Origin of the sequence: Acinetobacter sp. RUH 2624 (assembly GCF_000162375.2) — a bacterium.
In the GTDB taxonomy this organism is placed as follows: domain Bacteria; phylum Pseudomonadota; class Gammaproteobacteria; order Pseudomonadales; family Moraxellaceae; genus Acinetobacter; species Acinetobacter nosocomialis.
In genome coordinates this window covers 2707073-2731566 of the sequence record NZ_KI391939.1, presented here as the reverse complement: position 1 = coordinate 2731566, position 24494 = coordinate 2707073, and the positions used below count along the sequence as shown (strand labels likewise).

Sequence of the window (24494 nt, the reverse complement as noted above, 5' to 3'; positions counted from 1 at the left end):
GCACTAAAACGTTTGGCCATTTCTTGGATCTCCAAAGTTAACGTTACGTTATCTTTAGAGGGAAGTACTGTCCATTATTTTGGCTAGGATCAAATTTGTGCAAGCTGCTCACGGTATTTTAAATAACGAGTCCACAAGTCAATAATCTGTGAGCGGGCTGGTTCTAAATACTGATCTTGTATGAATTTCTCAAAATGCGTTTTGACTTGTTGTAAATTAGATTCTCCATACTGTGTAATAAAATATTCAAAACAGTCACGGGTTTGGTTATTTACAACTAAATGTTGAGAACTATCAATTTTTAACTGGCAATTAACTTGAGTATCTTGCTGACTTTTACTTAAGTAAGCATTATCACTTGTTATTGAATTTAAAGGTGTTTGATGAGTAGATGTTAAAGTTTTAGTCTCATCTTGATTGAACCGAGGTGAGCTACTTTTCGAATCGGGGCTTAGCCAATATACACATGCGATGAGACTCAAAATAAAAAATCCGAGCACACACCACAATATCTTTTTCTGCATCCTTTGCATAAAGATATCTTCCTTAAGTTTTAATTTGTTGTTTTTTTACTCGATCATTAATGTGCCATAAAATAAGTGAAAACGCATCTAAATATTCTGAAAATATCTTGCCGAATTTGCTAACATGTCGGCACTTTTTTCTAGCTTTGTGTTCCAGTAAAAATGACGACAAAAAATCAAAAAATTTCTCGTCGCCATATCAGTGGTGTATTTCTATTAAATAAACCATTAGGGCTCAGTTCAAACGCCGCTTTGCAAAAAGTGCGTTGGCTGTACCGTGCCCAAAAGGCAGGCCATACTGGCGCATTAGATCCATTAGCGACTGGTTTACTTCCTATTTGTCTAGGAGAGGCCACTAAGTTTTCACATTATTTGCTGGACTCGACAAAGCGTTATCAGACGACTGTTCGATTAGGCCAAACTACAACAACAGGCGATGTTGAAGGCGATATTTTACAAGAACGTCCTATTCCTGTTCTTAGCAAAGAGCTTATTGAGCAAACTTTAGAAAAGTTTAGGGGAGATATTCAACAAGTTCCACCGATGTATTCGGCGTTAAAAAAAGAGGGTAAGCCGTTATATGAGCTTGCCAGAAAAGGAATCGAGATTGAACGTGAAGCGCGCCCAGTTACGATTTATGCTTTAGAGCTTATTGAATTTACCGAAAATAGTATCACTCTAGATGTAACCTGTTCTAAAGGAACATATATTCGTGTGCTAGGTGAAGATATTGGTGAGGCACTTGGCTGTGGTGGTCATTTGACAATACTTCACCGTATTCAAACAGGGCATTTTGAGTTAATCCCAAGTTATACCATTGAATATTTAGAAAGCTTAACGGAAGAGCAAAGAGAAACTTTGTTACTACCAGTGTATGCGCCAATTGACCATTTCTTAAAAATTCAGGTTCCTGAAGGAAGGGAAAAATATTTTTGCAATGGTTTAGAAAGCAATATTGATCATTCTGCGGAAGCAGAAGTTTTGGTTTTTTCGGGTGAACGCTGTTTAGGTTTGGCTGAGATTACTGATAAAAAACGGTTGGTACCTAAGCGTATCTTAAATTTGTAGTAGATGTAGAGTATAGAGCATGGGCATGGAATGGGATGTTATCCTTAGTTTGATCTTTTTTGCGTTTACTGCGGGAGCAATTGATGCTGCCGTTGGTGGCGGTGGACTCATCCAGATTCCCGGCATCATGAGTACTTTCCCGTCCATGCAGACTGCAACGGTTATTGGTACAAATAAAGTTTCATCGATTTTTGGTACGGCATCGGCGGCGTATACGTTTGCAAAAAGAGTGAAGTTGCAATGGAAGCTTTTGGCAGTCATTGCCATTTGTGCTCTCATTAGTTCATTTGCTGGTGCAGCGTGCTTATCACTTATTCCACAATCTGTATTACGCCCTTTTGTGTTTGTAATGCTGATCGTAATTGCCATCTATACCTTAGTAAAAAAGAATTTTGGTCAAGTTCATACTGAGCAAAAAATTACTACGAAAATGCTAGTTTTAGCAGGTATTGGTAGTTTGGCGATTGGCTTTTACGACGGTATTTTTGGGCCGGGTACGGGTAGTTTCTTTATCTTTTTCTTTATCCGCTTTTTACAAGTCGATTTTTTACATGCTTCAGCATTGTCAAAAATCGGTAACTTCATGACGAACCTTGCTGCGTTGAGTTTTCTGATTCCAACTGGTCACGCTATTTTACATATCGGTTTAATGATGGCAGCTGCAAACGTTATTGGTTCTATTGTTGGGGTGCGTACCGCGCTTAAATACGGTAGTGGTTTTGTCCGTATTATCTTTTTAATTTTAGTCAGTATCTTGATTTGCCGTTTAGGGTATCAAATTTTTGTCACGGGCTAAAATAGTATTGAAAGTATGAGCTGTCTTTGAGTTCGGTTCATACTTTTATGTATCATTTAAAATTCGAAATATAAAAATCATTACAGAAATTTACTAGAAAGAGAACTGTGTAAAAAATAGTCTCATTTTAAGCTACGTAAACAATATAAATTTCAACGTATCATAAACCTTGAAATAAAAAAGATTTTTTAGCTAAAAAATGAGGAAGAGAATGAATATTTTCGAAGCATTAAGAGAAAGCCATGAAAATCAACGTAACCTTTCTGAACAATTAATCCAGACTCATGGTTTAACTGAAGAACGAAAACAATTATTTGATGCATTAAAAAATGAACTCTATGCTCATTCAGTTGCCGAGGACCGTTATTTATATATCCCTTTAATGTTTGACGATGTGGGTTTGGATATTACTCGACATGCCTTATCTGAACATCATGAAATGGATGAGTTGGTTGAACAGCTTGAAAAAACGGATATGAGTAGCCCAAGCTGGTTGGCCACTGCCAGACAGTTAAGTGAAAAAGTTCATCATCATTTAAAAGAAGAAGAGCATAAATTTTTTCAACAAGCTGGAAAAATTCTTAAAGACAGCGAAAAAGAAACGCTCGGCAATAAATATTTAAAGGAATATAAAAAGTATAAAAAGCAGCAGTAGATTAAACCTAGGCAGCTTTTTTAGTACTTCTTAAAGTAACTCCAATCGAGGCCAGCATTACGCAAGCCAAAGCCACCCATTGCAGCATGCTGATTTCTTCGTGAAGTAATAGGAAACCCGTTAATGCTGCCAATGCTGGCGCTAAACTCGTTAGAGTGCCATAAGTTAATTTATTGAGTTGTTTGAGTGCCATTAAGTCGAGTGCATAGGGAATTGCAGTCGCTAAAATAGCGATAAGTAATGCTTTACCCCAGTACTGTGTCTCAAGTAATGCAGGCGCATTATGCCAAATACCAATTGGTAGTAATGCAAGTGCAGATACGCCGATTCCAATTGTTAATGCATGCATTCCTATATTCTGAGTCACAACTCTATGGCCGAAATAAATATAGAACGCCCAGCAAAGCCCAGCACCTAGAGCACATGCTGCACCTATATATGAGAAATGGTGCTGAACTGGGTTTTGCCAAGGTACCATAAGTGCAATACCTAACATGGCAAGCGCTACCCAAATGTAGTCGCTCTTTTGTTTAATCGAAAGAAGCGCAAGACCTAATGGACCAATAAACTCTAATCCAACAGCAATCCCTTGGGGTAATTTTCCAAGCGACGTATAAAATAAAATATTCATTAACCCTAAAGATGCACAGTACATCAATAAATCACGCCATTTTAAGTAGGGTAAGCGCGACCAGATTTTCCAAGAGCGAAACATGACCGCAACAATAACTGTGGCAAAACATAACCTTAAGATAGTAACGGTAAGGGGGTCCAAAACTGCAATAAGTTGCTTAGCAAATGAGGCGCTGATTTGATATGAGACCATCGACAAAATCATGTATAGCACAGCAATAATTGAAAGATTTTGCATGGACTTACCTTAACGCTTCATTTGATATTTAAAAAATAAGAGTGATTAATTATAGCCAATATTGTGTTTTAACCAGCAGGTTTTATAGCGTTAACCTGCTGTTTTTTCACGTTGTTGACGAGCTTTTTGAGTCGTTATGGTACAACCGACGGAAGCAGTAATAATTGTTGCGAGCGCCAACCATTGGTTCCATAACAGATATTCGCCTAAAAATATAAAGCCAGAAAGGGCTGCAACTGCAGGTTCTAGGCTCATCAATGTTCCAAAGCTTAGTGGGGTTAAATTGCGTAGTGCTAACATTTCTAAAGAAAACGGAAGCGCACTGGCCAAAATTGCTAAGCCAATAAAATAAAAAAGATAGGGCAGCTCTATAACTTGAGCAATTGAGCCTGAAAAAAATGTAATTGGTAAAAGTATGCAAGCACCTATAGCCATACCCAAACAAACGGTGTGATTACCTGAAATTCCAGAAGGTTTTTGTCCTGCAATAATATAAAGCGCCCAACATGCGCCTGCACTCATTGCAAATAAAACGCCGATCCAATCCAAGCTATGAGCTTGATTAAAAGGAAATAATAAAATGAGCCCAAGAATTGCGAAAGTGACCCATACAAAATCATATTTTTGGCGCGCGTGATATAAAGCCACGCTTAATGGGCCAATAAATTCAAATGCAACTGCAATACCGATCGGCAAACGTTCAAGAGATAAATAGAAAAGAGCATTCATGCCTGCAAGAGCAAAGCCATAAGCCAAAATCGCTTTCCATCGAACCTGACTAAAATTAATTCGCCAGATTTTAAAAATAAAAGCCAGAATACACGCTCCAATACATAAACGCATTGCAGAAACAGTCAGTACAGGAAAGCTCTGAAATAAAACTTTAGCTAACGATGCGCTACTTTGGACGCTCAACATAGCAAGAATAAGGAAGCCCAAAGCATGGAGCTGGGATTTCTGGCTTGGACTGGACATTTTATTATTTGATCAATTGGTATACTTTTCACATGATAATGTAAATACCCATAAAAAAGCCACAGACAATGCTGTGGCTTTTAAATTTACAGTTCGAATTAGAACAATACGCGTACGCGAATTGTGCCTTCAACTTCGTGTAATGTATCTAAAGCTTCTTGAGATGCAGAAGCGTCAACATCCATAATGAGGTAACCAATGTCACCTTTAGTCATAAGAGACTGACCAGAAATGTTGATGCCTTGTTCAGCAAACAAGTTGTTGATTTTAGACAATACACCCGGTACGTTTTTATGGATGTGTAGTAAACGGTGTTGACCCGCTGTTAATGGCAACGCGATTTCTGGGAAGTTTACCGCAGAAAGTGTCATACCCTTGTCAGAGTAAGCAACGAATTTCTCTGCTACTTCTAAACCGATGTTTGCTTGAGCTTCCATCGTTGAACCACCAACGTGAGGAGTCAAGATCACATTGTCTAAACCACGAAGTGGAGACTGGAATTCTTCGCCATTTGCTTTTGGTTCTTTAGGGAATACGTCAACCGCTGCACCAGCAAGGTGACCAGATTTGATTGCATCAGCTAAATCTTCGATTACTACACATGTACCACGTGCAGCATTTAAGAAGATTGCGCCTTCTTTCATTTTTGCAAATTGTTCTTTAGTAAAGAAGTTACGTGTAGACGGAACATCTGGTACATGCAAAGTCACAACATCAGCAGTTGCTAAAAGTTCATCTAAAGAACCAACTTGGCGAGCATTACCCATTGGTAACTTAGTGACTGCATCATAATAAATAACATGCATACCCATGCTTTCAGCAAGAACTGAAAGTTGAGAACCGATGGAACCGTAACCCACAATACCTAAAGTTTTGCCACGAGTTTCAAAAGAACCCACAGCAGATTTGTCCCAACCACCACGATGACAAGCCGCTGACTTTTCAGGAACACGGCGAAGAAGAAGAATTGTTTCAGCAAGAACAAGCTCTGCTACCGAACGCGTATTTGAATATGGTGCGTTGAATACAGGAATACCACGTGCCATTGCTGCTTTGAGATCAACTTGGTTTGTTCCGATACAGAAACAACCTACTGCGATCAATTTATTTGCAGCTTCGAAAACTTCTTCAGTCAATTGGGTACGCGAACGAATACCAATAAAGTGAGCATCTTTAATTGCTTCTTTAAGCGCTTCGCCTTCAAGAGCAGTTTTACGATAGTCAATATTGGTGTAACCCGCAGCGTTTAAAGTATCGACTGCGTTTTGGTGAACGCCTTCTAACAAAAGGAAACGGATTTTATCTTTAGGTAGTGAAAGATGTTGGCTCATTACGGCTCCGCTACAAAGGCCAAATTTGGTGGCGGTATAATAACATACTGGGCAGCGCTATAGATATTTCGTTTATACCATCGCCTTATGGCAATTTTATCTATGTCTAATCACTTCTGTTTATGGCTTGCCGAGCGCTATGAAATATGCTTGGTATTCTTGAGGGCTTAGGTTTTCCTTTAGAGCCTTATAAAAACACATTTATTGGTTTTAAACATGTTTTGTAGTGACAGTATCTCTATTATGAACTTTATCGCTTGTGCGGTTACATGTAGAATATAGAAGTTCCTTGAACATTATGGCTTTGCTCAGGTGAAAACCTTGAGAATATGAGGTCATAGTCCCACCACAGTTTACTTCTTGCTAGGTCTGCAAACGATGAATGCTCCAGTCGCTTTAACACCTGAGTTACTCACCCAATTAACAGCAATCGTCGGTGAAAACCGTATTAAAACCGATGCTGATAGTCTCGAAAACTGGGGTAAAGATCATACCAAGCATTTTAATCCGAACCCATCGGTCATCGTTTTTCCATCAACGACTGAACAAGTTCAGGCAGTTGTAAAACTTGCGAACCAGTTTAATGTCGCGATTACGCCATCTGGTGGCCGTACTGGTCTCTCTGCTGGCGCAGTAGCAACCAATGGTGAAATTGTCATTAGTATGGACAAAATGAACCAAATTCTTGAGTTCTTCCCGGCAGACCGTATGGTGCGTGTTCAAGCTGGTGTTGTGACTGAGCAATTGCAGAATTATGCAGAAGAACAAGGTATGTATTATCCGGTTGACTTTGCATCAGCAGGTTCTAGTCAGATTGGCGGTAATATTGGTACCAATGCTGGCGGTATTAAAGTCATTAAATATGGCATGACACGTAACTGGGTGCTTGGTTTAACTGTTGTTACTGGTAAAGGCGACATTTTACGTTTAAACAAAGGCATGGTTAAAAATGCAACTGGTTATGCATTACAGCATTTGTTTATTGGTGGTGAAGGTACATTAGGTTTAGTGACCGAAGCAGAAATTAAACTTGAGCGTCAACCACAAAACTTACAAGTTTTAGTTTTAGGTGTTCCTGATTTTGATGCAGTGATGCCTGTATTACATGCGTTCCAAAAAGATATCGACTTAACAGCATTTGAGTTCTTTGGTGAACTTGCAATGCAAAAAGTTTTAAACAATGGTCATGTACAACGTCCATTTGAAACCGAATGTCCGTTCTATGTATTGCTTGAGTTTGAAGCACCATACGAGCCGATTATCGACAAAGCAATGGAAATTTTCGAGCACTGTATGGAGCAGGGCTGGGTACTTGATGGCGTGATGAGCCAAAGCCTTGATCAAGTAGAGAGTTTATGGCGTTTACGCGAAGATATTTCTGAATCTATTGCACCGTTTATTCCATACAAAAATGATATTTCTGTATTAATTACTCACGTACCTGCATTTATTCGTGAGATTGATGCAATTGTTCAAGAGAACTATCCTGATTTTGAAATTTGCTGGTTCGGTCATATCGGTGACGGTAACTTGCACTTAAATATTTTGAAACCTGAAAACTTAACCAAAGATGAGTTCTTTGCGAAATGTCAGGTGGTAAATAAATATGTATTTGATACCGTGAAAAAATACGATGGTTCAATCTCTGCTGAGCATGGCGTAGGTATGACGAAAAAGCCATATTTGGAATATTCGCGTTCTCCTGAAGAAATTGAATATATGAAAGCTTTGAAAAAAGTATTTGACCCGAAAGGTATTATGAACCCGGGTAAATTATTTGATCTCTAATGCTTTATTAAATAAAAGAAGTTCTGCTAAAAGCGTATCGTAAGATACGCTTTTTTATTAAATTTTTTATTTCTTGTACGTTTTCCAACCTGTCAGAATATGATAAATCAACGGTAAAAGACTAAGAGCAAAAAAACTACAAAGCACAATGGCCCATAGAGGTAAATCCCTTGGATTACCTAAAAAGAAATAGGCAAAAATAGAATAAGACAACATCGAAAACATCGCCATTGTTCCAAGTGGAAGCGTGACTTTAAAAATTAACATGCTAGCAAATGTTTTGTAGGGTTCCATGTCGCGCTTTAGACTGTAGGCAATAATCATGAGCAACACATAACCTAAAATAAATAGCATAAATAAAGCGGCTGCAAACAATAGAATTGTTCGCCAGCTCTTTTCTTGCGCTGTGTGATCACCAGATTCATAAACAACAGTAATATGTTCACCAACTACAGGCATATCAACAGAGCGAACTGAATTATCTAAAGTTAGAGTTCTATTTTGATTATCTTTAAATTGAACCTGAGCAGTATGCATGAGTGTTTTAGTTTTATATTTACGCCCATTTGAGTCTGTGCGTTCAGTATCTACCCATTCAGAAGTATAACTCACTACAGTTGCATCGTAAGTTGGTTTGGTTGCTAAGCCGTAGACTGCCTGAGAAACCCAATAAGTAAATGGGAAAAATAAAGCACTAATACTAAAAACCACGGCAAATAAATAAGCAAATTCAAATTTACTACTTTTACGATTTTTAGCTAAACGCTTGACCCAAAACTTGGTGAGTACAAATGACCAAATCATCAAAACTGCAACGACCACCAAGAAAACTTGTCCCGCATAAGTCAGTTGCATAGCGATCCTATTTGTTATGTGTATTTGAAATTAATTTTATCAAACGATTGTCATTAAAGTTGAGTAAGCAAGAACAAATATTTGGTCTGTAAAAGAGTAGCCATACTTACAACTACATAGTTTCTACAGAGTAACCGAGCAAGGCATAGCATCATAAAGCTATGCCTTTTGTTTTGGTGATAAAAATGCAACGTTTATTTTTAATTTCGGCACTTTGTGCTGGACTTTTCACTGGGTGTGCGACGACCAGTAAATTAATTCCATTTGTGGGTTCGGAAACCCCAATGCAACAAGTACTTAAAGCTCAACCTGAGATTGTAAAAGAGCACAATAACACCTCAGTTCAGCAAGTGTTTAACCGTGTAGAGTCTCCGACTGTTTCTCGTATTACGGTCATTCAAACAGGTTTAATGGATGACTCTGTTTCAGCTATTCGTACAGAATATTCATTTAAATTAGTCGATGAAAAGTGGCAATTGCAAAATAAGCAAAAGAGCTACCAATGTGCGAGAGGAAAAAATACTAAAGGTTTCCAAACACAGCTTTGCTCATAAAAATAAAAAGACGATAAATATATCGTCTTTTTTATACCCTTTAAATTATGCGCCACTCTCTAAAATTCTAATTTTGACATCAACTACATCATCTTTGACTGCTTCATGATGCGCTTGCATATGAGGTGTAGCTAAGTGTGCTTCAAGATGAGCCACGCTTTCCCATTTTTCTAACATAACAATCGTGTCAGGCTCTTGAGTCTGGAAGCTCGCATTTGATTTATGGTCAATTAAAGGTTCATAACCATGACAACCTTCTTCTGCTAAAACAGTTGGAATGATTTTCTGAAATGCATCCAATACGTTTTGGCGGTGCTGTCCACCCGATTGAGTACGAATTTCCGCAATAATGGTAAGCATGGTTTTCTCCGGATTAGGCTGCTGCAAATACAGTGTTTAGATGTGCTTTATATTCTTCAACGTAACTATCAATGTCAGGCATTTTAATCACATCGTTTACAATGAAAGTTGGCAGAGTGCTCATACCTAAAAACTGATTGGCTTTATGAAATGGTAAATAAACACCATCTACACCAACGCCGTGGAAGAACTGATCCGCATCGTCAAATGCTTCCATCGGTGCATTCCAAGTGAGTGACAGCATATATTTCTTGTCATGAATTAAACCACCTGAACCATATTTTTTTGAGGTATCAGAGCGGCTACGACCATCGTTTGCATATAATGAACCGTGACCTGTCGTAAATACATCATCAATATATTTTTTTACAGTCCACGGTGCACCCATCCACCAGCCGGGTATTTGATAAATCACGACATCTGCCCATAAGAATTTTTCTACCTCAGCTTCTGCATTGTAGTCGCTATCTGCACGAGTGACTTGTACGTCATGGCCTAGTTCAGTGAGATGGTCCGTTGCCAATGCCGTGAGTGTGTCATTTAATTCACCATTTGAATGCGCAAATTGTTTAGCGCCATTAATGACTAAAATATTGCTCATGGAAGTTTCTCTAATTCAATTCTTAAACTTGAGCGATACTTTAGAGAAGATACTCTTAGAGAAAAATGCAGTAATTGGAAAAATATTATTGAGTAAAAATCACTAATATGGACTGGATATATTGTATTTATGCTTTACTTGAAAGATATATTTTACAAAGTTGAACGGAAAAAATTGTTTGTAGCCTTTAGCATCAAGGTGAAGTTGTGGTGGAGTTGAGTATGAAAAAAATTGGTTTACTCATGATGTGTAATTTATTGGTTCTGAGTGCATGTACACCGAATACAAACCCACCTACACCTCAAGCTAATAGTCCGATACAAGCTGTTTTGATCGATCAACCAAACCTTTTAAATAACGCAAGTAATTTAAGTATTTCACAGCAAATGAATGCTTTGGATGATGCTTCTAATGCACAAGTAACTATTTTACAAACTGTGCCTAGTGAAGATGCTATATCAAAAACACGTACTGAATATTTATTAAAACGTGATCAGACCATTTGGAAAATCGTAAATAAAAAGCAAAGCTACCAATGTACAAAAGGGCAGGAAACAACAGATTTCCAAGTTAATCCTTGTCCTTAAGGCTGAATCTTTAGAAGATATGTGGATAACTTTAGAGTTATTCACAATATAAAAGTGGGTTGAGGCTAAGCAAAATATAGAATTTAAAATGGTTGGAATTGTCCGATTGATGATCAATATAAAAAGTGATATTGTGTCATCCGGCAATTAAGCCAAATGGTAAAAATTACCGAATCTCACGTCATACATTTTTTCTTGTCTTAGACACCTTGTGAATACGGTGTTTCACATTCTAAACATGCACTCTCACGGCATATAACAGCTTAACTAAAGATTGACTGACCATACTGTCATCGTCATGACTACATTATTTATTTCAATATGTAGTTGCTGAGACATTTTGGCCGCTATTTTGAAGTGTACAACTCATGAATAATATTCAAACGACAGCGTTGAACCGTACAACGTTGATGTTTCCTTTAGCTTTAGTGCTATTTGAATTTGCGGTTTATATTGGTAATGACCTGATTCAGCCAGCTATGTTGGCAATTACTGAAGATTTTGGTGTGAGTGCAACGTGGGCACCGTCTTCAATGTCATTTTATTTATTAGGTGGTGCATCTGTTGCATGGTTACTTGGGCCTTTATCAGACCGATTGGGGCGTAAGAAAGTTCTTTTAACTGGTGTATTATTTTTTGCCTTGTGTTGTTTTTTAATTTTATTAACAAGACAAATCGAACACTTTCTGACATTACGTTTTCTACAAGGTATTGGGCTAAGTGTAATTTCAGCAGTCGGATATGCGGCAATTCAAGAAAATTTTGCCGAACGTGATGCAATTAAAGTCATGGCACTCATGGCAAACATCTCATTGCTTGCGCCCTTGCTAGGACCTGTACTTGGAGCCTTCTTAATTGATTATGTATCTTGGCACTGGGGTTTTGTGGCAATTGCTTTACTTGCACTGCTGAGTTGGGTTGGCTTAAAGAAACAAATGCCGAGTCAGAAGGTAAGTGTGACCAAACAGCCTTTTAGTTATCTTTTTGATGACTTTAAAAAAGTATTTAGCAATCGGCAATTCCTTGGTTTAACGCTAGCCTTACCGCTTGTCGGTATGCCGCTTATGCTTTGGATTGCGTTATCGCCCATTATTTTGGTCGATGAACTCAAGCTAACGAGTGTGCAATATGGATTAGCTCAATTCCCAGTATTTTTAGGTTTAATTGTAGGTAACATCGTTTTAATTAAAATTATTGACCGTTTGGCTTTAGGTAAAACAGTCCTAATTGGTTTACCGATTATGCTCACTGGTACAGTCATTTTAATATTAGGTGTTGTCTGGCAAACTTATTTAATTCCTTGTTTACTTACGGGAATGACACTTATTTGCTTTGGTGAAGGAATTAGTTTCTCAGTGTTGTATCGCTTTGCACTTATGTCATCTGAAGTGTCGAAAGGAACTGTAGCTGCTGCTGTTTCAATGCTATTAATGACGAGCTTTTTTGCAATGATTGAGCTTGTACGTTATCTCTATACTCAATTTCACTTATGGGCTTTCGTGCTATCTGCTTTTGCATTTATCGCACTGTGGTTTACTCAACCACGCTTGGCCTTAAAAGAGGAAATGCAGGAAAGAGTTGCACAAAATTTACATTAAAAAAATACCGGAATTTATATTCCGGTATTTTTTATTCTACTTAATTTCTTGCTCTAAAAGTTTGTTTTTAAGGGTCAACAACTCAGGCAAGATTTCTAATAGTAAGCTCATTTGTTTTAACACGAGCGTGTAGCTTTCTGAAAAGTCTTCATGAGTTGTTAAGCTTTGAATTTGCTTTAAAGTTTGCTCAATAAAATTCAAGTCAACAGAAACTTGTTCAAATAAACTTTGGTTAAGAATTTGCTGGCAATCCAGTAAAAGCTGTAATACCTGTTGATCTTCAATTTTTTGTCTTTGGCTACCTAATGCTGCGACATAACTCAACTGGCTATGACTATAAACTAAATAACGAAAGGCGTAATGAATCAGCTCCGGTTTTGGGTTGGGCTCAGCACTTAAGCTCGAAATCATATTCGAGAGCTCAATTTGTGCATTATGTGCAGCACGGCGAATTCTACGATATTCAATGTCCTGATTTTTACCATGCTGGTATTGCTCAACAATCATATTGAAATAATCCAGTGTGGCTTGGCTACTTTTTTTAATATTGTTTGGAATATTACGAAAGTTCCAGTCTGGCCATATAAAATTAACAGCAAGCCATGCAATAAAGCAGCCTAATAAGGTGTCGATTAGACGAGGTAAAATAATACTGAAACCTGCACCTTTTAAGTTGAAAATGAGCAATACCATTAAGGTTGCCATCAGTGTTGCCAAAGCATATTTCTTCTGGCGCAAGTAGAAAAAGCTAACTCCACAAATAATAGTGAGAATGAGTTGACCTTCAATGCTTGGAACAAAATACAAAATAGGAATACCCCATAAAACGCCAAGTAAGGTTCCAATTGTTCTAAGCTTTAAACGACTTTTGGTTGCAAAGTAAGTAATTTGGCAAACAAATAAACTAGTGAGTAAAATCCAGTAGCCATGTTGGGCAAAAGGTAATAGAGAAATTGCGTAACCCGCAGCAAACACAACCGCAATTCGTATTGCATGTCTAAATAGGGCAGATTGTGGTGTTAGTTGCTGCCGAATTTTTAATACAAGGTCAGAAAAACCTTGAATATCATCATCTAGCAAATTGAGGTGTTCTTGTTTGTTTTGACTTAGCGTTTCATTAAATGGCTGCGCATATTGAAGCTGTTCAAATTGTTCATGCATGCCTTTTAAATTATTAAAAATCAATTTTAGATTTTTAACTTCAAAATTTTGCGGGTGCTGTTGTATCCAGTCTTTTAAAGAACTTTCCAAATGGTTTAAAACAATTTGTCCTTCTTGAGAAGACTGATATTGCTGGTTATGCAAAATACATTGGGCTAAATCGTGGCAAGCTTGGGCCTGTAAACGCAGATTTTTTTGAAAACGGAAAATAAGATCACTACGGCTAAAATTTTGTTGAATATGTTCGTAGTGTAGATAATTAGAAGTCGCTTGTTCATGTATATCGCGGGCAAAAAAGTACAGGTTTAACCAGTAAATACTTTTATTACTGACTCGTGATGCCTTAAGGCGAGTAAGCAGGGAGCTACGTATTTGGTTAAGGCTTTGCGCGACTTGCGTATTTTGTAGTGATAATTCAAATAAAAGCTGTTCAACATTTTCTTTATTATCAGGATCGAACAAGCGCGCTTTAGCTTGAAGTAAGGCAGAGATTTCTTCAAAAATTTGCGAAAGCTTATCTTGTAAAGGAAGGGTTGGTTTAAGAATAAAAAATAAAATAGAAGTTAGACCGTACCACAGTGCGCCATAGACAAAATAAGTAGGCTGTTGATACCAGTGAGCATATTCTCCTAAACCAAACATGCTATAAATTGAAAGTAAAATTGTACCAAAAGAAATGGTAGCGTAGCGCTGACCTAAGGCGCCCAATAAAATGAAACAAGCACTTGAAATTGAAAGATATAAAATAAATAAAAGTTTATAGGGTGCTAAAAATCCAAGAATAGTGCTGACAGTAAAAAAGAGTAGGCAGACATACAGTAAGTTGCGTAAACGAAGACTTAAGCGATCATCAAAATCTGTTAGTGCTGCGGCAATCGCACCTAACGTTACAGGAACAATGAGTTCGTTATGACCCAACCACAGTAAGCCTAAAGTTGTGCCTGTGAGTACAATTAAAATTTGCAGGCAGTAAATTAAAATTGAATTCGCTTTAAAACGATTAAATATTTGAGTCAAATAATTCACTGCTTTTTTTCTAAATGAGAGGGTACGTGATAAGGGGTATTTAAATTTTTATTACTTGAAAAATATTATGCGTTTTATTTAAAAAAGTCAGTTTGTTTTTAAGATTTTATAATAATTAATTTATCTAAATTGCTTAATAAAATAACAAAATTGTGGATATCTTTTTAGATACCCACAATTTAAAAAATAACAAATTATTGAATTACGCCACAGGCAATTCGTGCTCCGCCACCGCCTAAAGGTAGAGGAGAATCTGAATAGTTATCACCACCCGCATGAATCATGATGGCACGACCTTGAATGTCAGCAAGTTTTAAACGTGGTGCAATAACAGCAGTGGTAGCTACACCAGTATTGTCAACGACTAATGCCGGTAAGTCACCCAAGTGCCCGTTAGTTGGTGTACCATGATGTGGTGCTTGATTAGGATTATAGTGACTACCCGCAGCTAAAGCAGCACCTGGTTTTCCGTCTTTAACAGCAGGAGCACACGATGCATTTTCATGAATATGGAAACCACGAGTACCGCTTGGTAAATCTGCTAAAGCAGGGGTAATAATTAAGCCTTTATCACTGTCTTGAAAGCTAATCGTCCCGATTTTTTTACCAATCCCATTAGCTGTGACTTCATTTACATCGACTACTTTTTTGGTATGCATTGTCGTTAATGCATGAGTCGTATCAGATACTGTTTTGCTTACCGTACTACAACCAACTGTTAATAAAGCTGTTAGTGCACATACTGCACTCATTTTATTTAATACTGGCATTATTAGATGTCCTTATAGATATAAATCTAATTTTTTTATTCAAGCAAAGTCCTGTAAACCCTACAAGTTAATTTAAATAGTCACTTTGTATCCTGAAACATTTTTAAATCATTGGCTTAATTTTTAGATGGTGGTAAATCATCATCCGAATCATAAATCATGGTCGTTTTGGGCATGGGTTCAGGATCAATCGTTTCATGAAGCCATTCACGCCAAATCGCTAATAAAACAGCTAAAATAACAGGGCCAATAAATAAACCGACTAAACCAAAACTCGCAATACCACCCAGTACACCAAACATAATCAGTAAAAACGGAATTTGAGTTGCACCAGAAATTACAAGTGGGCGAATCACATTGTCTGAGCTACTTACAATCAGAACACCCCATAAAACCACGCCAATGGCTTCCATGGTTTGTCCTTGTGAAAACAGCCATAGACCAACACCTAAATAGGAAACAGGGGTACCGAAGGGAATGAGTGCTAATAAGAACGTCGCAATCGTGAGCACCATTGGATTCGGTACACCAGCGACGAAATAACTCAATCCAGCAAGTACTGCTTGAGCAATTGCAGTTAAACCGACACCATAGACAACGGCACGGGTTGTTTCTGAAATTGTATCTAGATAATGGTGAATACGTAGGCCAATCACCATTTCTAAGGCTTTACTCACTTGAGTTAAGATCGTGTGACCGTCACGGTAAAAGAAGAAAAGACTTAAAATTGCAAAACCAAGTTTGACGAGATTTTTACTAATTTCATTGATTAAAACTCGCCCATAACTTAAATGGCTTTGTATCCAAGCTGCAATACTCTGAATCGTACTATTCGGGTCGGTGTTTATATCATTTAGTGTTCTGGTTATTTCTTTGCCAATAAAAGGAAGATTTTTAATGAAATCAGGTACGCTTAAATGACCAGAAAAAACCTGACGCTGTAAATCAAGATAGAGATTGCGACCTTCATGTTGCAAAATAAAAATAGCGCAGATTAGGGGTACACCAACAACTAAAATAACAAAGCTAATCATGACTGTGGCATTTAAATTATTACGGTTTTCGCCAAAAAAACGCTGAATTCTTAAATAAATTGGCCAAGTCATATAAGCGATAATCGCAGCCCAAACTACAGGTACAATAAAGTACTTCAGGATGTTAAATCCTAAAAATAACAGGATGAAAAACAGCCCAAACAATAAAACGCGCTGTAAAGTAGGAGCGTATGGATGCACGAACAAAAATTCTCTAATTATTTAAATAGAATGGGGTCATATTAACTGAAAAATGACCTGAGGCAAATTTTAGGCAGAAATGCTGATCTATACATTCCTGCTCAATAAAAATGAAAAAGTTATTTTTAAAACCACTCGGACTTATCTTCGATTAGTTTATTTAAAAGTGGCTGCCACTGGCTTTGAATTGCAATAAAGTTTTTTTGTGGTTTATCAAACACACTCAAACCTTGCATTGCTAAACTGCCATAAGCACTACGCTCTGCAATCCATGCAATCGGTTCATGTTCGATTTTTTCAAAAAATTGCTGAATATCTTTTGAGCTAGCACTATTCGGTTTAACACGATTTGCAAGCAGTAAAATTTGTACTTTTCCTTTGCGAATACGTTTAATATCCTGCAAATGCTTGAGAAAACGACGTGTACTGTCGATATCAAAAAATGAAGGTTGAAGTGGTGTAATAATCGCATGAGCTTCGCTGACTAATTGTTCAGCATGGTCGCCTGAAAGAGCGCCGGGTGCATCAATAATTAAATAATCTAAATTTTTAGGTGCATCACCAATAGATTTTTCTTGGCGCCAATCAAGGCTTTGAATTGCAGCTACATTTTCTGGACGTTGCTTTAACCATTGTAAGGAAGATTTTTGGTTATCAGAGTCCGCTAACGCTACTTTATATCCTTTTTGTGCCAAAGCTGTTGCCAACGTAATGGCTGTCATGGTTTTTCCGCATCCACCTTTTTGATTTGCAATAAGTATCGTTTTCATAAATTCAGTTATATTCAGCAGCACACTTGTTCTGCTTATACCTTAGCATCTTTTTATGAGAAGTAGATGACTGCCTTTGACAAAAGTTTAAGCTAGTTCGTAATTTTAGATATGATTGCTCATCTACCGTGATGATATGTAATTTATTAAGGAAAATTTATGTCCGTATGGCTGGCCATGCTTATAGGTGGTGGTATTGGTATTATTATCACAACGCTTATTTTATCAAATACCCGTAATGGTCGAATCAAGGCTGAATACGAGCAATACATTGCAGAGTTAGAGCTTGAGCATCAACAGGCCCTTGCCCAGGCACAAAAGCGGAGTGTGAATACAAGCCGCGCTGTATTAAAAGGTAAAATGGCAGAACAATTTGCTCCGATTTTACCTGAGTTTCAATACTTACCAAGTGATGCCAAATTTCTGGGTGACCCGGTTGATTACGTTATTTTTGATGGCTATACCGATTTTAGAGATGGAGATGGAACTGCCGAGGATATCCAGATTATCTTGCTTGATATTAAAAGTGGGGGAGCTCGTCTAACCAAAGGACAGCAAGCAATTGCTCAAGCAATAAAAGAAGGAAAGGTACGCTTTGAAACGTTGCGAATTGATTTTGAAGATTAACAATCAATTTAATTAAGCACAAAAATAGACGAAATTGATCTGTATTGTTACTAAATACCGATATTTTTTTCATCGCTTAGAGCTACTATAAATTAGAGATCTGCTGCATTTGATCTAGTAATATTTGAGGTATAAAGCGATGAAAAAACAACATGTAATGTTAGGCTTATTGGCCTCTTTATGTATCAGCTCAGCTTTTGCTTCGACGGCCTCTACTTCTGGTGAATATAATATTGCAAATGGTTTGTTACCGATTGAAAAAGATCAGTCAATTTCTGTGTTACAGCCATTTCAAGGCAATTTTAGAATTTTAGGTTCAAAAATTTATAAAAATGATGAACAAGCTAAGTTTTCACCGATCGATTATGCGGTAAGTTGGGGGCTATTTGCTCAACCAGATATTGCTCGTACCATTTCAGTTAAACAGTATGACCGCTATTTAAACTGGAAAATGAGTAAGCTTCCTGTACCTGCTGAGCAAGCGATGCAAATGGTGTCTAATATGCACATCATTCCTGCGAGTCCTCAAATTGCTCAACAAATTAAACAAGTTAAACGCGGTGACTTGGTATACCTCAAAGGTGAATTGGTCGAAATTAAAGATAAAAATTTAGTTTGGCGATCATCTTTAACCTCAAGTGATACAGGTGATGGTGCTTGTGAGTTATTCCGTGTTCAATCGATTCATTGGGTTGAAAAACAAAATATATAAATTAAAAAGCCTTCTTGTTCAGAAGGCTTTTTATTGCACACTATAAAATTAATGCTGCTGTGAAGCTTTCCAGTATTTCAACTGGTTCTGAGCTTGTAAGTAGTCAGCAAGTTGATTGACTTGTTCATCTTTATTGGCCTGTTTATCACTGATGTGTTTTTCTTGATTTTCCCAATATTGATAAAGTAAGCCTTGAATATAGCGACCTTGTTCAGTTTTTAAGTCGAGGTCTTTTAACATGGTCAATGCTGAGCGAACATTATCAAGCGTGCGTTTCTGTTCAAACTCTGTGGTGAGTGTACCTGCCGCATGCATTTTTTCTAACTCAGTTTCCATCTCATCGCTCATTTCAGTAAAGCGACGGTCATAGTCTTCTAATAAAGCAATGTCATGCGCATCGTCAGCAGTGGCTGCGAACTTTTTAACAGGCCTTTCATTGAGCTTTTCCATCACCTGATCAGTAGATGAACTTGTATGAGATTGCTCAGTCTTTGCTGGTTCATCTGCTTTTTTACAAGCAGTCAATAATAGGCTAGAGCTGAGCAAAGACATTAAAATGATATGAGGCGTTTTTTTAAACATAGCTTTCAACCGAACCTATTCTCTATGATTTGACGACGTACTTTTTTGAAAGTGATATGCATATGTGACATATGGAAAATCAATCTGATCTTGTGGGCCTAGGCCTGTAAAATCATAAACAATTTTCTCAAATTGAGCTTTGAGCTGTAATTGATCTTTTTCAGTCATTGCTGCAATAAAACTTGTAGAGAGTAATCTTTTACTCACCACTTGTTCGACAGTACCATGCTGTGATTGCGAAAAAGTTTCTAAACTGTCAAAACTAAATAGATTTTGGTTTTCAAAAACCTTTTTCCACTTTTCACTATGGTAACGCGGTGTATCGCCTTCAAGAGGTAGTAAAAAATCGGCTAAGGCTTTCACCCAGTCTGTACGCTCATCACGCTGATTCCAAATGAGACCTAAATGTCCTTGCGGTTTTAATATTCGATGGATTTCGGTCAGTGTTTCCATGTTGTCGAACCAATGGAAAGATTGAGCGCAAATGACCGCATCAATTTGTTGATCATTTACCGGAATAGCATGGCTAAATGCCTGTAAAGTTTTAATATCAGTATATGCTTGCTGAAGCTGTTGTAACATCTCGCCAATTGGCTCTACTGCAATAATATTGGCACGTGTTTGTTTTAAGTAGGGTAAGAATTTGCCAGTACCTGAGCCAAGATCAATAACAGTAGAATTTTCATGTATTTGGAGACGTTCTTGCAGCCAACTGACTATTTCTGCTGGATAATTCGGCCTAACTTGCTGATAAAGCTCCGCAGCGGAGCTGAATCCTTTTTGAGCGGCAGGATGTAAGGATTGTGTCATATTTTGCGCTTTTTAATCTGACTGGCATCTATAAAATAAGATACTCCGCAATCATAAATTGGCAAAACACCTATTTTGTTTCATTTTTGACGATGTATGTGGGAGTAAATTTTCTTTCGGTGTGAGCATGGATAAGCAAATTATTTTTGAAGACGAACACATTAGAGCCATTTTTTTACAAGGCGATTCTAATACATTAGTTCTCTCTTTTGGCGATTTGATTACCCGAGCGAGTGGCTTATCTATCAATGCTGAAAAGTCTCTAATAAAGTACCAATACAATGTTATTGGGATCATGCCAAAACAAAAATCATGGTTCCCAAAAGCCAGTATGGTTGAAATGGCCAAAGCCATTTTGCCTATTATTCAGCGTTTTAAAAATATTGTAGGTTATGGCGGCTCAATGGGCGGCTATGCAGCAATCAAATATTCGAACCTTTTAAACATGAATCGAATCGTTGCATTTGTACCTCAATATTCAATTGACCCTGAACAGGTCGAAGACCGCCGCTATGCTGAATTCTTTGATACTGTCGCGAACAAAGACATGCAAATTCAACAGCAAGATGTAGATGCAAGTCGTGAATATATTATTGTTTATGACCCTTACTTTGCTGTCGATCGCGAACATTACTTAAAAATAAAAGAGCTATTGCCAAGTTTACATACGGTTCATTTACCTTTTACAGGGCATGAAGCTTTATCAGTATTGGCAAGCTCAAGTCTGTTACATGATTTTATTGAGCATGAATTTGATGAAACGTATTTCTATCAACATGTTCGTAAAATCAAAAAACAAAGTAAATTCTATTACCGTAATGTACTTGCGAATGTGCTGACATACCATGACAGCATGTTATTAAAAATTTTACGTCAAAATGATTTTCAATTAGATGAACGTTATTTAGATAACCCGCTCAAGCAAGCGATTACACGTAGTCTTTTAAAAACAAAGCAGGCAACTGAGCACGATTTTCAAAAGCTTGGAATTAAAATTCAGTACATTCAGCAAGCTGCAACTTATAAAAAAGGTTTGCAGACTCACTCTGGTACAGTCTTGGTATTCAATTTAATTAATTTAAAGCTTGAAGCTTATGCTATAGATGTTGTGCTAGCAAACACATCGTATCTGATTCCAATTGTGACAGAGCAGACTGGAGTTGCACATATTGAATTAAATAATGAAATTTATTTGTTAGGTATGAATGACCGAAAAATTATTAAATTATTCAAACAAGGTGATGCATTAAGCTCGGATATGAGTCCGTTTGTCATTAAACAATATGCTGATTTTTTTGCATTGAGCTACAAGCAATTTAATTTAGATTGTGATGAACAAGGCGTTTGTGACTACATTGAAGGTTCAGTTCAACCATCGCAACAATTTGTACTGACCAGTTATTAATTTTAATTTATTGATTAAATAAAGCCCAAATCTTCAAATTTGGGCTTTATTTTTTGCTCAAAAAATATTTTTTTATTAATTTATTTGTATATAAAATCAAAAGTCATTATTTAAATAAATAATGCGATTAATTTTTAAATAAAGATAGGGCTAAAAGTAGCCATGATAAATTAAGCGAAAAATTATTATATTTAAAAATTAATGGTTTTTAGTTTTATATAAATTAAAGAAATATTGTTGGGTTGTTTAAAATACAATGATTGCTTTGGAGTCTATTAATTAATTGTTTTTTATTGCAATTTTATTTGTGTTGAGAAGGGGTGCTTAAAATAGCTTCACTATTCAAAGATAATTGCATATTTATTTTTTTCTCCTAAAATGATTTTTTACTAAATTGTCGTTACAGTTTTTTATATGCAATCATTAAATTATCGGAATAATGATGCATCGCAACATGGAAGTTCTGCACCTTTGAAACGAGCAATGAGTACTCGACATTTGGTGATGATCTCCCTTGGCGGTGCCATAGGTACAGGTCTTTTTTTAGGGTCTGGCGACGTAATTGCTCAAGCTGGCCCAATTGGCGCAATTATCTCTTATTTCTTGGGCGGTTTGATTGCCTACACCGTTATGCTCTGTCTTGGTGAGCTAGCGGTTCATGTGCCTGAATCGGGCTCTTTCGGTGAATACGCACGACGCTATATTGGTCCAGGCACAGGTTATATGATTACCTGGCTATATTGGTTGACTTGGACTGCCACTTTAGGAACTGAATTTACTGCCGCAGCTTTGCTGGTTAAGGAATGGTTTCCATCTACTTCTGTTTGGGCGTGGACTTTGTTTTTTGGTGGTCTTGTCTTTTTCCTTAATATTAGTTCAACGCGTTTATTTGCTGAATCTGAGTTCTGGCTTGCTCTGATTAAAGTTATAACAATTATTGTATTTATTACTTTGGGTTTATTGGCAATTTTTGGTTTTATTCCTTATCACGGACATGAAACAGCGCCGTTATTCAGCAATTTAACGGCTCAAGGTTGGTTCCCGCATGGTTTATTCCCAATTTTCACAACCATGCTCATTGTAAACTTTGCCTTCTCTGGTACTGAGCTTATTGGAGTTGCTGCAGGTGAGGCAGAGGAACCAGCAAAGACTGTACCTAAGGCAATTAATGCAGCGATTTGGCGTTTGCTCATATTCTTTGTGGGAACAATTGTTGTCATTTGTTCTTTGCTTCCATTTCATCTTGCTGGTCTTAATGCAAATGATGTGAGCAGTAGTCCATTTGTGACAGTATTTAATTATATTGGTATTCCGTATGCAGAAGACATTATCCGCTTCGTAATTATTACGGCGCTGCTTTCAGCTGCCAATTCTGGTTTATTTGCTGCATCACGAATGATGTGGTCGCTTTCAGCAAAAAATCAATTACCTAAAATTTTCGCTAAACTTACACCATCTGGCACACCTATTGTTGCCATTATTGTGACGATGTTTGGTGCTATTCCTGGGTTGCTTTCAGAACAGTTTGCACCAGAAACAATTTTCAAAAATTTGTTAGGTGTTGCTGCCTTTACAATGGTTGTTGTTTGGATTGCCATTTGTATTTCACAATTTAACTTCCGTAGACAATGGTATAAGTCAGGAAAGACAGCAAAAGATTTACGTTTCGCTGCTCCGCTTTTCCCTCTTACTCCAATTGTAGGTGGGCTATTTTGTATAGTCACTTGTATCAGTATGGTATTTGATCCATCTATGCAGGTTGGATTTATCTGCTGTATTATCTTTATCTTACTGTGTTATATCAGCTATTTTGTCTTTTATCGTAAGAAAGAGAGTGCTCCAAACTAAGCCTATTTATTGCTTAATTTGGTTGATAAGAGGTCCCTCATGGGACCTTTTTTTATGTCTATAAATTGTGCATAGAAGAGTACTTTTATATATTTTTTTTAAAAATGTTTTTTTTATTTTAATAATAAATTCAAATAATGATTCATAAATTAACCATTTGTCGGAATGTTATTAATAGCTAATTATTATAAGTCTTTAAATAAGTATATGTTTAACATGATTATTTAATAGTTGTGTAATTTTTATATTTCTATTTTTTATTATAAATAAGACTGTACAAAAAAATATTATGAAATTTTCTAAAAAAATTGAAGGATTTTTGAAATTTTTTGTTAATTAAGTTATTGTTATTAAATGGTAATTTTTTAACCATTTTTAATTTTAATATTTTTTTAATTTCCATAAAATAAAATTATTATGGCTGAGGTTTTTTTTAGGCTTTGTTACTTTTTTATTATAAAATTTCGGGGAAATTGATTATTTTTTCTCTGCTTGTTTATTTTAAAATGTTCTAAATTATCTTGCTCTGTGCTATATTTACTTAAAGATTTTATGTCTATATGAAAGCGTGATTAATCAGCTTGAGTAGTGATGTGAAGCTTGCAGTATTATTGAACAATTTTTATTTAAAAAGACTAATGGAGGGATCTATCGATTAGTCAAAAATAATTTCATGGACTTATGGTTTTTTTGTTTTATGAACCCTAGTTCTTTTTAACTCCCAAACGGTTATGTCACCTCTTTTGCACTTATTTCCAATCGACTTGTTTGAGTTGATTGCGGTGGAACTTTTGCTTTTATAAAGACATTTTTTATAAACAGCAGATGAGGCAAGAGAAAGATTGTAAAAGATATCGATATATAAAAGTAAATCTTACTTTTGATATCACAAGATGGAATTTAAAAGGTCTGAAGCTTTAGAAGAGCGGAAGATTTTATAAATAAATCAAAACATTGTTATTGCAAGGTTTTGGTTGCTGAATAA

General features: G+C 36.7%; 23 protein-coding genes and 1 pseudogene. 11 read left to right on the top strand and 13 right to left on the bottom strand.

What is annotated here, in order from left to right; translation table 11 throughout:
* Positions 1-92: 92 nt before the first annotated feature.
* Positions 93-533: pseudogene (locus HMPREF0014_RS19470) on the bottom strand (lipase chaperone); the annotation flags it as partial.
* 153 nt (positions 534-686) lie between these two features.
* Between HMPREF0014_RS19470 and truB the strand changes: the two are divergent.
* The 3 genes from truB to HMPREF0014_RS19455 all read left to right on the top strand — a co-directional run bounded on the left by truB (position 687) and on the right by HMPREF0014_RS19455 (position 3043).
* On the top strand, positions 687-1592 hold the full coding sequence (gene truB, locus HMPREF0014_RS19465; protein ID WP_006580744.1) for a tRNA pseudouridine(55) synthase TruB: 906 nt from the start codon (positions 687-689) through the stop codon (positions 1590-1592).
* Positions 1593-1611: 19 nt separating this feature from the next.
* Positions 1612-2388 carry a TSUP family transporter gene (locus HMPREF0014_RS19460; protein WP_004711708.1) on the top strand — a complete coding sequence of 259 codons (777 nt, stop codon included), beginning with the start codon at positions 1612-1614 and terminating at the stop codon, positions 2386-2388.
* 211 nt (positions 2389-2599) lie between these two features.
* Entirely contained in the window at positions 2600-3043 is a 444-nt protein-coding gene (locus HMPREF0014_RS19455) for a hemerythrin domain-containing protein (RefSeq protein ID WP_002051715.1), read from the top strand.
* 7 nt (positions 3044-3050) lie between these two features.
* On the opposite strand, the gene HMPREF0014_RS19450 is transcribed toward HMPREF0014_RS19455, so the two are convergent.
* From HMPREF0014_RS19450 to serA, 3 genes are all read right to left on the bottom strand, one after another.
* A complete protein-coding gene (locus HMPREF0014_RS19450) occupies positions 3051-3914 on the bottom strand; it encodes an EamA family transporter (RefSeq protein WP_006580743.1) in 864 nt (287 codons plus the stop codon).
* A gap of 90 nt (positions 3915-4004) precedes the next feature.
* Complete coding sequence (locus HMPREF0014_RS19445; RefSeq protein ID WP_004884668.1) at positions 4005-4889, bottom strand: EamA family transporter; 885 nt, start codon at positions 4887-4889, stop codon at positions 4005-4007.
* A gap of 98 nt (positions 4890-4987) precedes the next feature.
* On the bottom strand, positions 4988-6220 hold the full coding sequence (gene serA, locus HMPREF0014_RS19440) for a phosphoglycerate dehydrogenase (protein WP_002051786.1): 1233 nt from the start codon (positions 6218-6220) through the stop codon (positions 4988-4990).
* 378 nt (positions 6221-6598) lie between these two features.
* Between serA and HMPREF0014_RS19435 the strand changes: the two genes are divergently transcribed.
* The gene (locus tag HMPREF0014_RS19435; RefSeq protein WP_002051720.1) at positions 6599-8008 is read left to right on the top strand and encodes an FAD-binding oxidoreductase; all 1410 of its coding nucleotides are present in this window, start codon (positions 6599-6601) and stop codon (positions 8006-8008) included.
* A gap of 66 nt (positions 8009-8074) precedes the next feature.
* Here HMPREF0014_RS19435 and HMPREF0014_RS19430 read toward each other — a convergent pair whose 3' ends face one another.
* Positions 8075-8863 (bottom strand): hypothetical protein, encoded by a 789-nt coding sequence (locus HMPREF0014_RS19430; protein WP_006580742.1) that lies wholly within the window; start codon positions 8861-8863, stop codon positions 8075-8077.
* A gap of 185 nt (positions 8864-9048) precedes the next feature.
* Here HMPREF0014_RS19430 and HMPREF0014_RS19425 point away from each other — a divergent pair, with 185 nt between their 5' ends.
* Positions 9049-9417, top strand: coding sequence for a hypothetical protein (locus HMPREF0014_RS19425; RefSeq protein ID WP_002051640.1), 369 nt, complete (start codon positions 9049-9051; stop codon positions 9415-9417).
* A 45-nt stretch (positions 9418-9462) separates the two neighbouring features.
* Here HMPREF0014_RS19425 and HMPREF0014_RS19420 read toward each other — a convergent pair whose 3' ends face one another.
* Positions 9463-9777: a putative quinol monooxygenase gene (locus HMPREF0014_RS19420; RefSeq protein WP_004711717.1), complete on the bottom strand. Its 315-nt coding sequence runs from the start codon at positions 9775-9777 to the stop codon at positions 9463-9465.
* A 13-nt stretch (positions 9778-9790) separates the two neighbouring features.
* A complete protein-coding gene (locus HMPREF0014_RS19415) occupies positions 9791-10378 on the bottom strand; it encodes an NAD(P)H-dependent oxidoreductase (RefSeq protein ID WP_006580739.1) in 588 nt (195 codons plus the stop codon).
* Positions 10379-10599: 221 nt separating this feature from the next.
* On the opposite strand from HMPREF0014_RS19415, the gene HMPREF0014_RS19410 reads away from it, so the two are divergent.
* Positions 10600-10965, top strand: a complete 366-nt coding sequence (locus HMPREF0014_RS19410) for a hypothetical protein (protein ID WP_002051788.1) — start codon at positions 10600-10602, stop codon at positions 10963-10965.
* A gap of 368 nt (positions 10966-11333) precedes the next feature.
* On the top strand, positions 11334-12563 hold the full coding sequence (locus HMPREF0014_RS19405) for an MFS transporter (RefSeq protein WP_004884654.1): 1230 nt from the start codon (positions 11334-11336) through the stop codon (positions 12561-12563).
* Between the two features lie 36 nt (positions 12564-12599).
* Here HMPREF0014_RS19405 and yccS read toward each other — a convergent pair whose 3' ends face one another.
* From yccS to HMPREF0014_RS19385, 4 genes are all read right to left on the bottom strand, one after another.
* Complete coding sequence (gene yccS / locus HMPREF0014_RS19400) at positions 12600-14750, bottom strand: YccS family putative transporter (protein WP_006580737.1); 2151 nt, start codon at positions 14748-14750, stop codon at positions 12600-12602.
* Positions 14751-14944: 194 nt separating this feature from the next.
* Entirely contained in the window at positions 14945-15520 is a 576-nt protein-coding gene (gene sodC / locus HMPREF0014_RS19395) for a superoxide dismutase family protein (RefSeq protein ID WP_006580736.1), read from the bottom strand.
* Positions 15521-15636: 116 nt separating this feature from the next.
* Positions 15637-16755, bottom strand: coding sequence for an AI-2E family transporter (locus HMPREF0014_RS19390; protein ID WP_002048810.1), 1119 nt, complete (start codon positions 16753-16755; stop codon positions 15637-15639).
* Between the two features lie 125 nt (positions 16756-16880).
* Complete coding sequence (locus tag HMPREF0014_RS19385; RefSeq protein ID WP_002048798.1) at positions 16881-17525, bottom strand: ParA family protein; 645 nt, start codon at positions 17523-17525, stop codon at positions 16881-16883.
* A gap of 159 nt (positions 17526-17684) precedes the next feature.
* Here HMPREF0014_RS19385 and HMPREF0014_RS19380 point away from each other — a divergent pair, with 159 nt between their 5' ends.
* The gene (locus HMPREF0014_RS19380; protein ID WP_006580735.1) at positions 17685-18152 is read left to right on the top strand and encodes a Holliday junction resolvase-like protein; all 468 of its coding nucleotides are present in this window, start codon (positions 17685-17687) and stop codon (positions 18150-18152) included.
* A 139-nt stretch (positions 18153-18291) separates the two neighbouring features.
* A complete protein-coding gene (locus HMPREF0014_RS19375; protein WP_006580734.1) occupies positions 18292-18864 on the top strand; it encodes a hypothetical protein in 573 nt (190 codons plus the stop codon).
* 48 nt (positions 18865-18912) lie between these two features.
* Here the strand turns inward: HMPREF0014_RS19375 and HMPREF0014_RS19370 are convergent, their stop codons facing one another.
* Complete coding sequence (locus HMPREF0014_RS19370) at positions 18913-19446, bottom strand: hypothetical protein (protein WP_020992304.1); 534 nt, start codon at positions 19444-19446, stop codon at positions 18913-18915.
* A gap of 15 nt (positions 19447-19461) precedes the next feature.
* Positions 19462-20256, bottom strand: coding sequence for a class I SAM-dependent methyltransferase (locus HMPREF0014_RS19365; protein ID WP_006580732.1), 795 nt, complete (start codon positions 20254-20256; stop codon positions 19462-19464).
* Between the two features lie 127 nt (positions 20257-20383).
* On the opposite strand from HMPREF0014_RS19365, the gene HMPREF0014_RS19360 reads away from it, so the two are divergent.
* Together HMPREF0014_RS19360 and HMPREF0014_RS19355 are read left to right on the top strand one after the other, a co-directional pair.
* Positions 20384-21661, top strand: a complete 1278-nt coding sequence (locus HMPREF0014_RS19360) for a hypothetical protein (RefSeq protein ID WP_006580731.1) — start codon at positions 20384-20386, stop codon at positions 21659-21661.
* A 414-nt stretch (positions 21662-22075) separates the two neighbouring features.
* Positions 22076-23509 (top strand): amino acid permease, encoded by a 1434-nt coding sequence (locus HMPREF0014_RS19355; protein WP_004711738.1) that lies wholly within the window; start codon positions 22076-22078, stop codon positions 23507-23509.
* The last annotated feature ends 985 nt before the right edge of the window (positions 23510-24494 follow it).

What these genes read in the sequence shown, in the direction of transcription:
- truB (WP_006580744.1), top strand. Translation starts at nt 687, where the DNA reads ATGACGACAAAAAATCAAAAAATTTCTCGTCGCCATATCAGTGGTGTA.
- HMPREF0014_RS19460 (WP_004711708.1), top strand. Translation starts at nt 1,612, where the DNA reads ATGGGCATGGAATGGGATGTTATCCTTAGTTTGATCTTTTTTGCGTTT.
- HMPREF0014_RS19455 (WP_002051715.1), top strand. Translation starts at nt 2,600, where the DNA reads ATGAATATTTTCGAAGCATTAAGAGAAAGCCATGAAAATCAACGTAAC.
- HMPREF0014_RS19450 (WP_006580743.1), bottom strand. Translation starts at nt 3,914, where the DNA reads ATGCAAAATCTTTCAATTATTGCTGTGCTATACATGATTTTGTCGATG.
- HMPREF0014_RS19445 (WP_004884668.1), bottom strand. Translation starts at nt 4,889, where the DNA reads ATGTCCAGTCCAAGCCAGAAATCCCAGCTCCATGCTTTGGGCTTCCTT.
- serA (WP_002051786.1), bottom strand. Translation starts at nt 6,220, where the DNA reads ATGAGCCAACATCTTTCACTACCTAAAGATAAAATCCGTTTCCTTTTG.
- HMPREF0014_RS19435 (WP_002051720.1), top strand. Translation starts at nt 6,599, where the DNA reads ATGAATGCTCCAGTCGCTTTAACACCTGAGTTACTCACCCAATTAACA.
- HMPREF0014_RS19430 (WP_006580742.1), bottom strand. Translation starts at nt 8,863, where the DNA reads ATGCAACTGACTTATGCGGGACAAGTTTTCTTGGTGGTCGTTGCAGTT.
- HMPREF0014_RS19425 (WP_002051640.1), top strand. Translation starts at nt 9,049, where the DNA reads ATGCAACGTTTATTTTTAATTTCGGCACTTTGTGCTGGACTTTTCACT.
- HMPREF0014_RS19420 (WP_004711717.1), bottom strand. Translation starts at nt 9,777, where the DNA reads ATGCTTACCATTATTGCGGAAATTCGTACTCAATCGGGTGGACAGCAC.
- HMPREF0014_RS19415 (WP_006580739.1), bottom strand. Translation starts at nt 10,378, where the DNA reads ATGAGCAATATTTTAGTCATTAATGGCGCTAAACAATTTGCGCATTCA.
- HMPREF0014_RS19410 (WP_002051788.1), top strand. Translation starts at nt 10,600, where the DNA reads ATGAAAAAAATTGGTTTACTCATGATGTGTAATTTATTGGTTCTGAGT.
- HMPREF0014_RS19405 (WP_004884654.1), top strand. Translation starts at nt 11,334, where the DNA reads ATGAATAATATTCAAACGACAGCGTTGAACCGTACAACGTTGATGTTT.
- sodC (WP_006580736.1), bottom strand. Translation starts at nt 15,520, where the DNA reads ATGCCAGTATTAAATAAAATGAGTGCAGTATGTGCACTAACAGCTTTA.
- HMPREF0014_RS19385 (WP_002048798.1), bottom strand. Translation starts at nt 17,525, where the DNA reads ATGAAAACGATACTTATTGCAAATCAAAAAGGTGGATGCGGAAAAACC.
- HMPREF0014_RS19380 (WP_006580735.1), top strand. Translation starts at nt 17,685, where the DNA reads ATGTCCGTATGGCTGGCCATGCTTATAGGTGGTGGTATTGGTATTATT.
- HMPREF0014_RS19375 (WP_006580734.1), top strand. Translation starts at nt 18,292, where the DNA reads ATGAAAAAACAACATGTAATGTTAGGCTTATTGGCCTCTTTATGTATC.
- HMPREF0014_RS19370 (WP_020992304.1), bottom strand. Translation starts at nt 19,446, where the DNA reads ATGTTTAAAAAAACGCCTCATATCATTTTAATGTCTTTGCTCAGCTCT.
- HMPREF0014_RS19365 (WP_006580732.1), bottom strand. Translation starts at nt 20,256, where the DNA reads ATGACACAATCCTTACATCCTGCCGCTCAAAAAGGATTCAGCTCCGCT.
- HMPREF0014_RS19360 (WP_006580731.1), top strand. Translation starts at nt 20,384, where the DNA reads ATGGATAAGCAAATTATTTTTGAAGACGAACACATTAGAGCCATTTTT.
- HMPREF0014_RS19355 (WP_004711738.1), top strand. Translation starts at nt 22,076, where the DNA reads ATGCAATCATTAAATTATCGGAATAATGATGCATCGCAACATGGAAGT.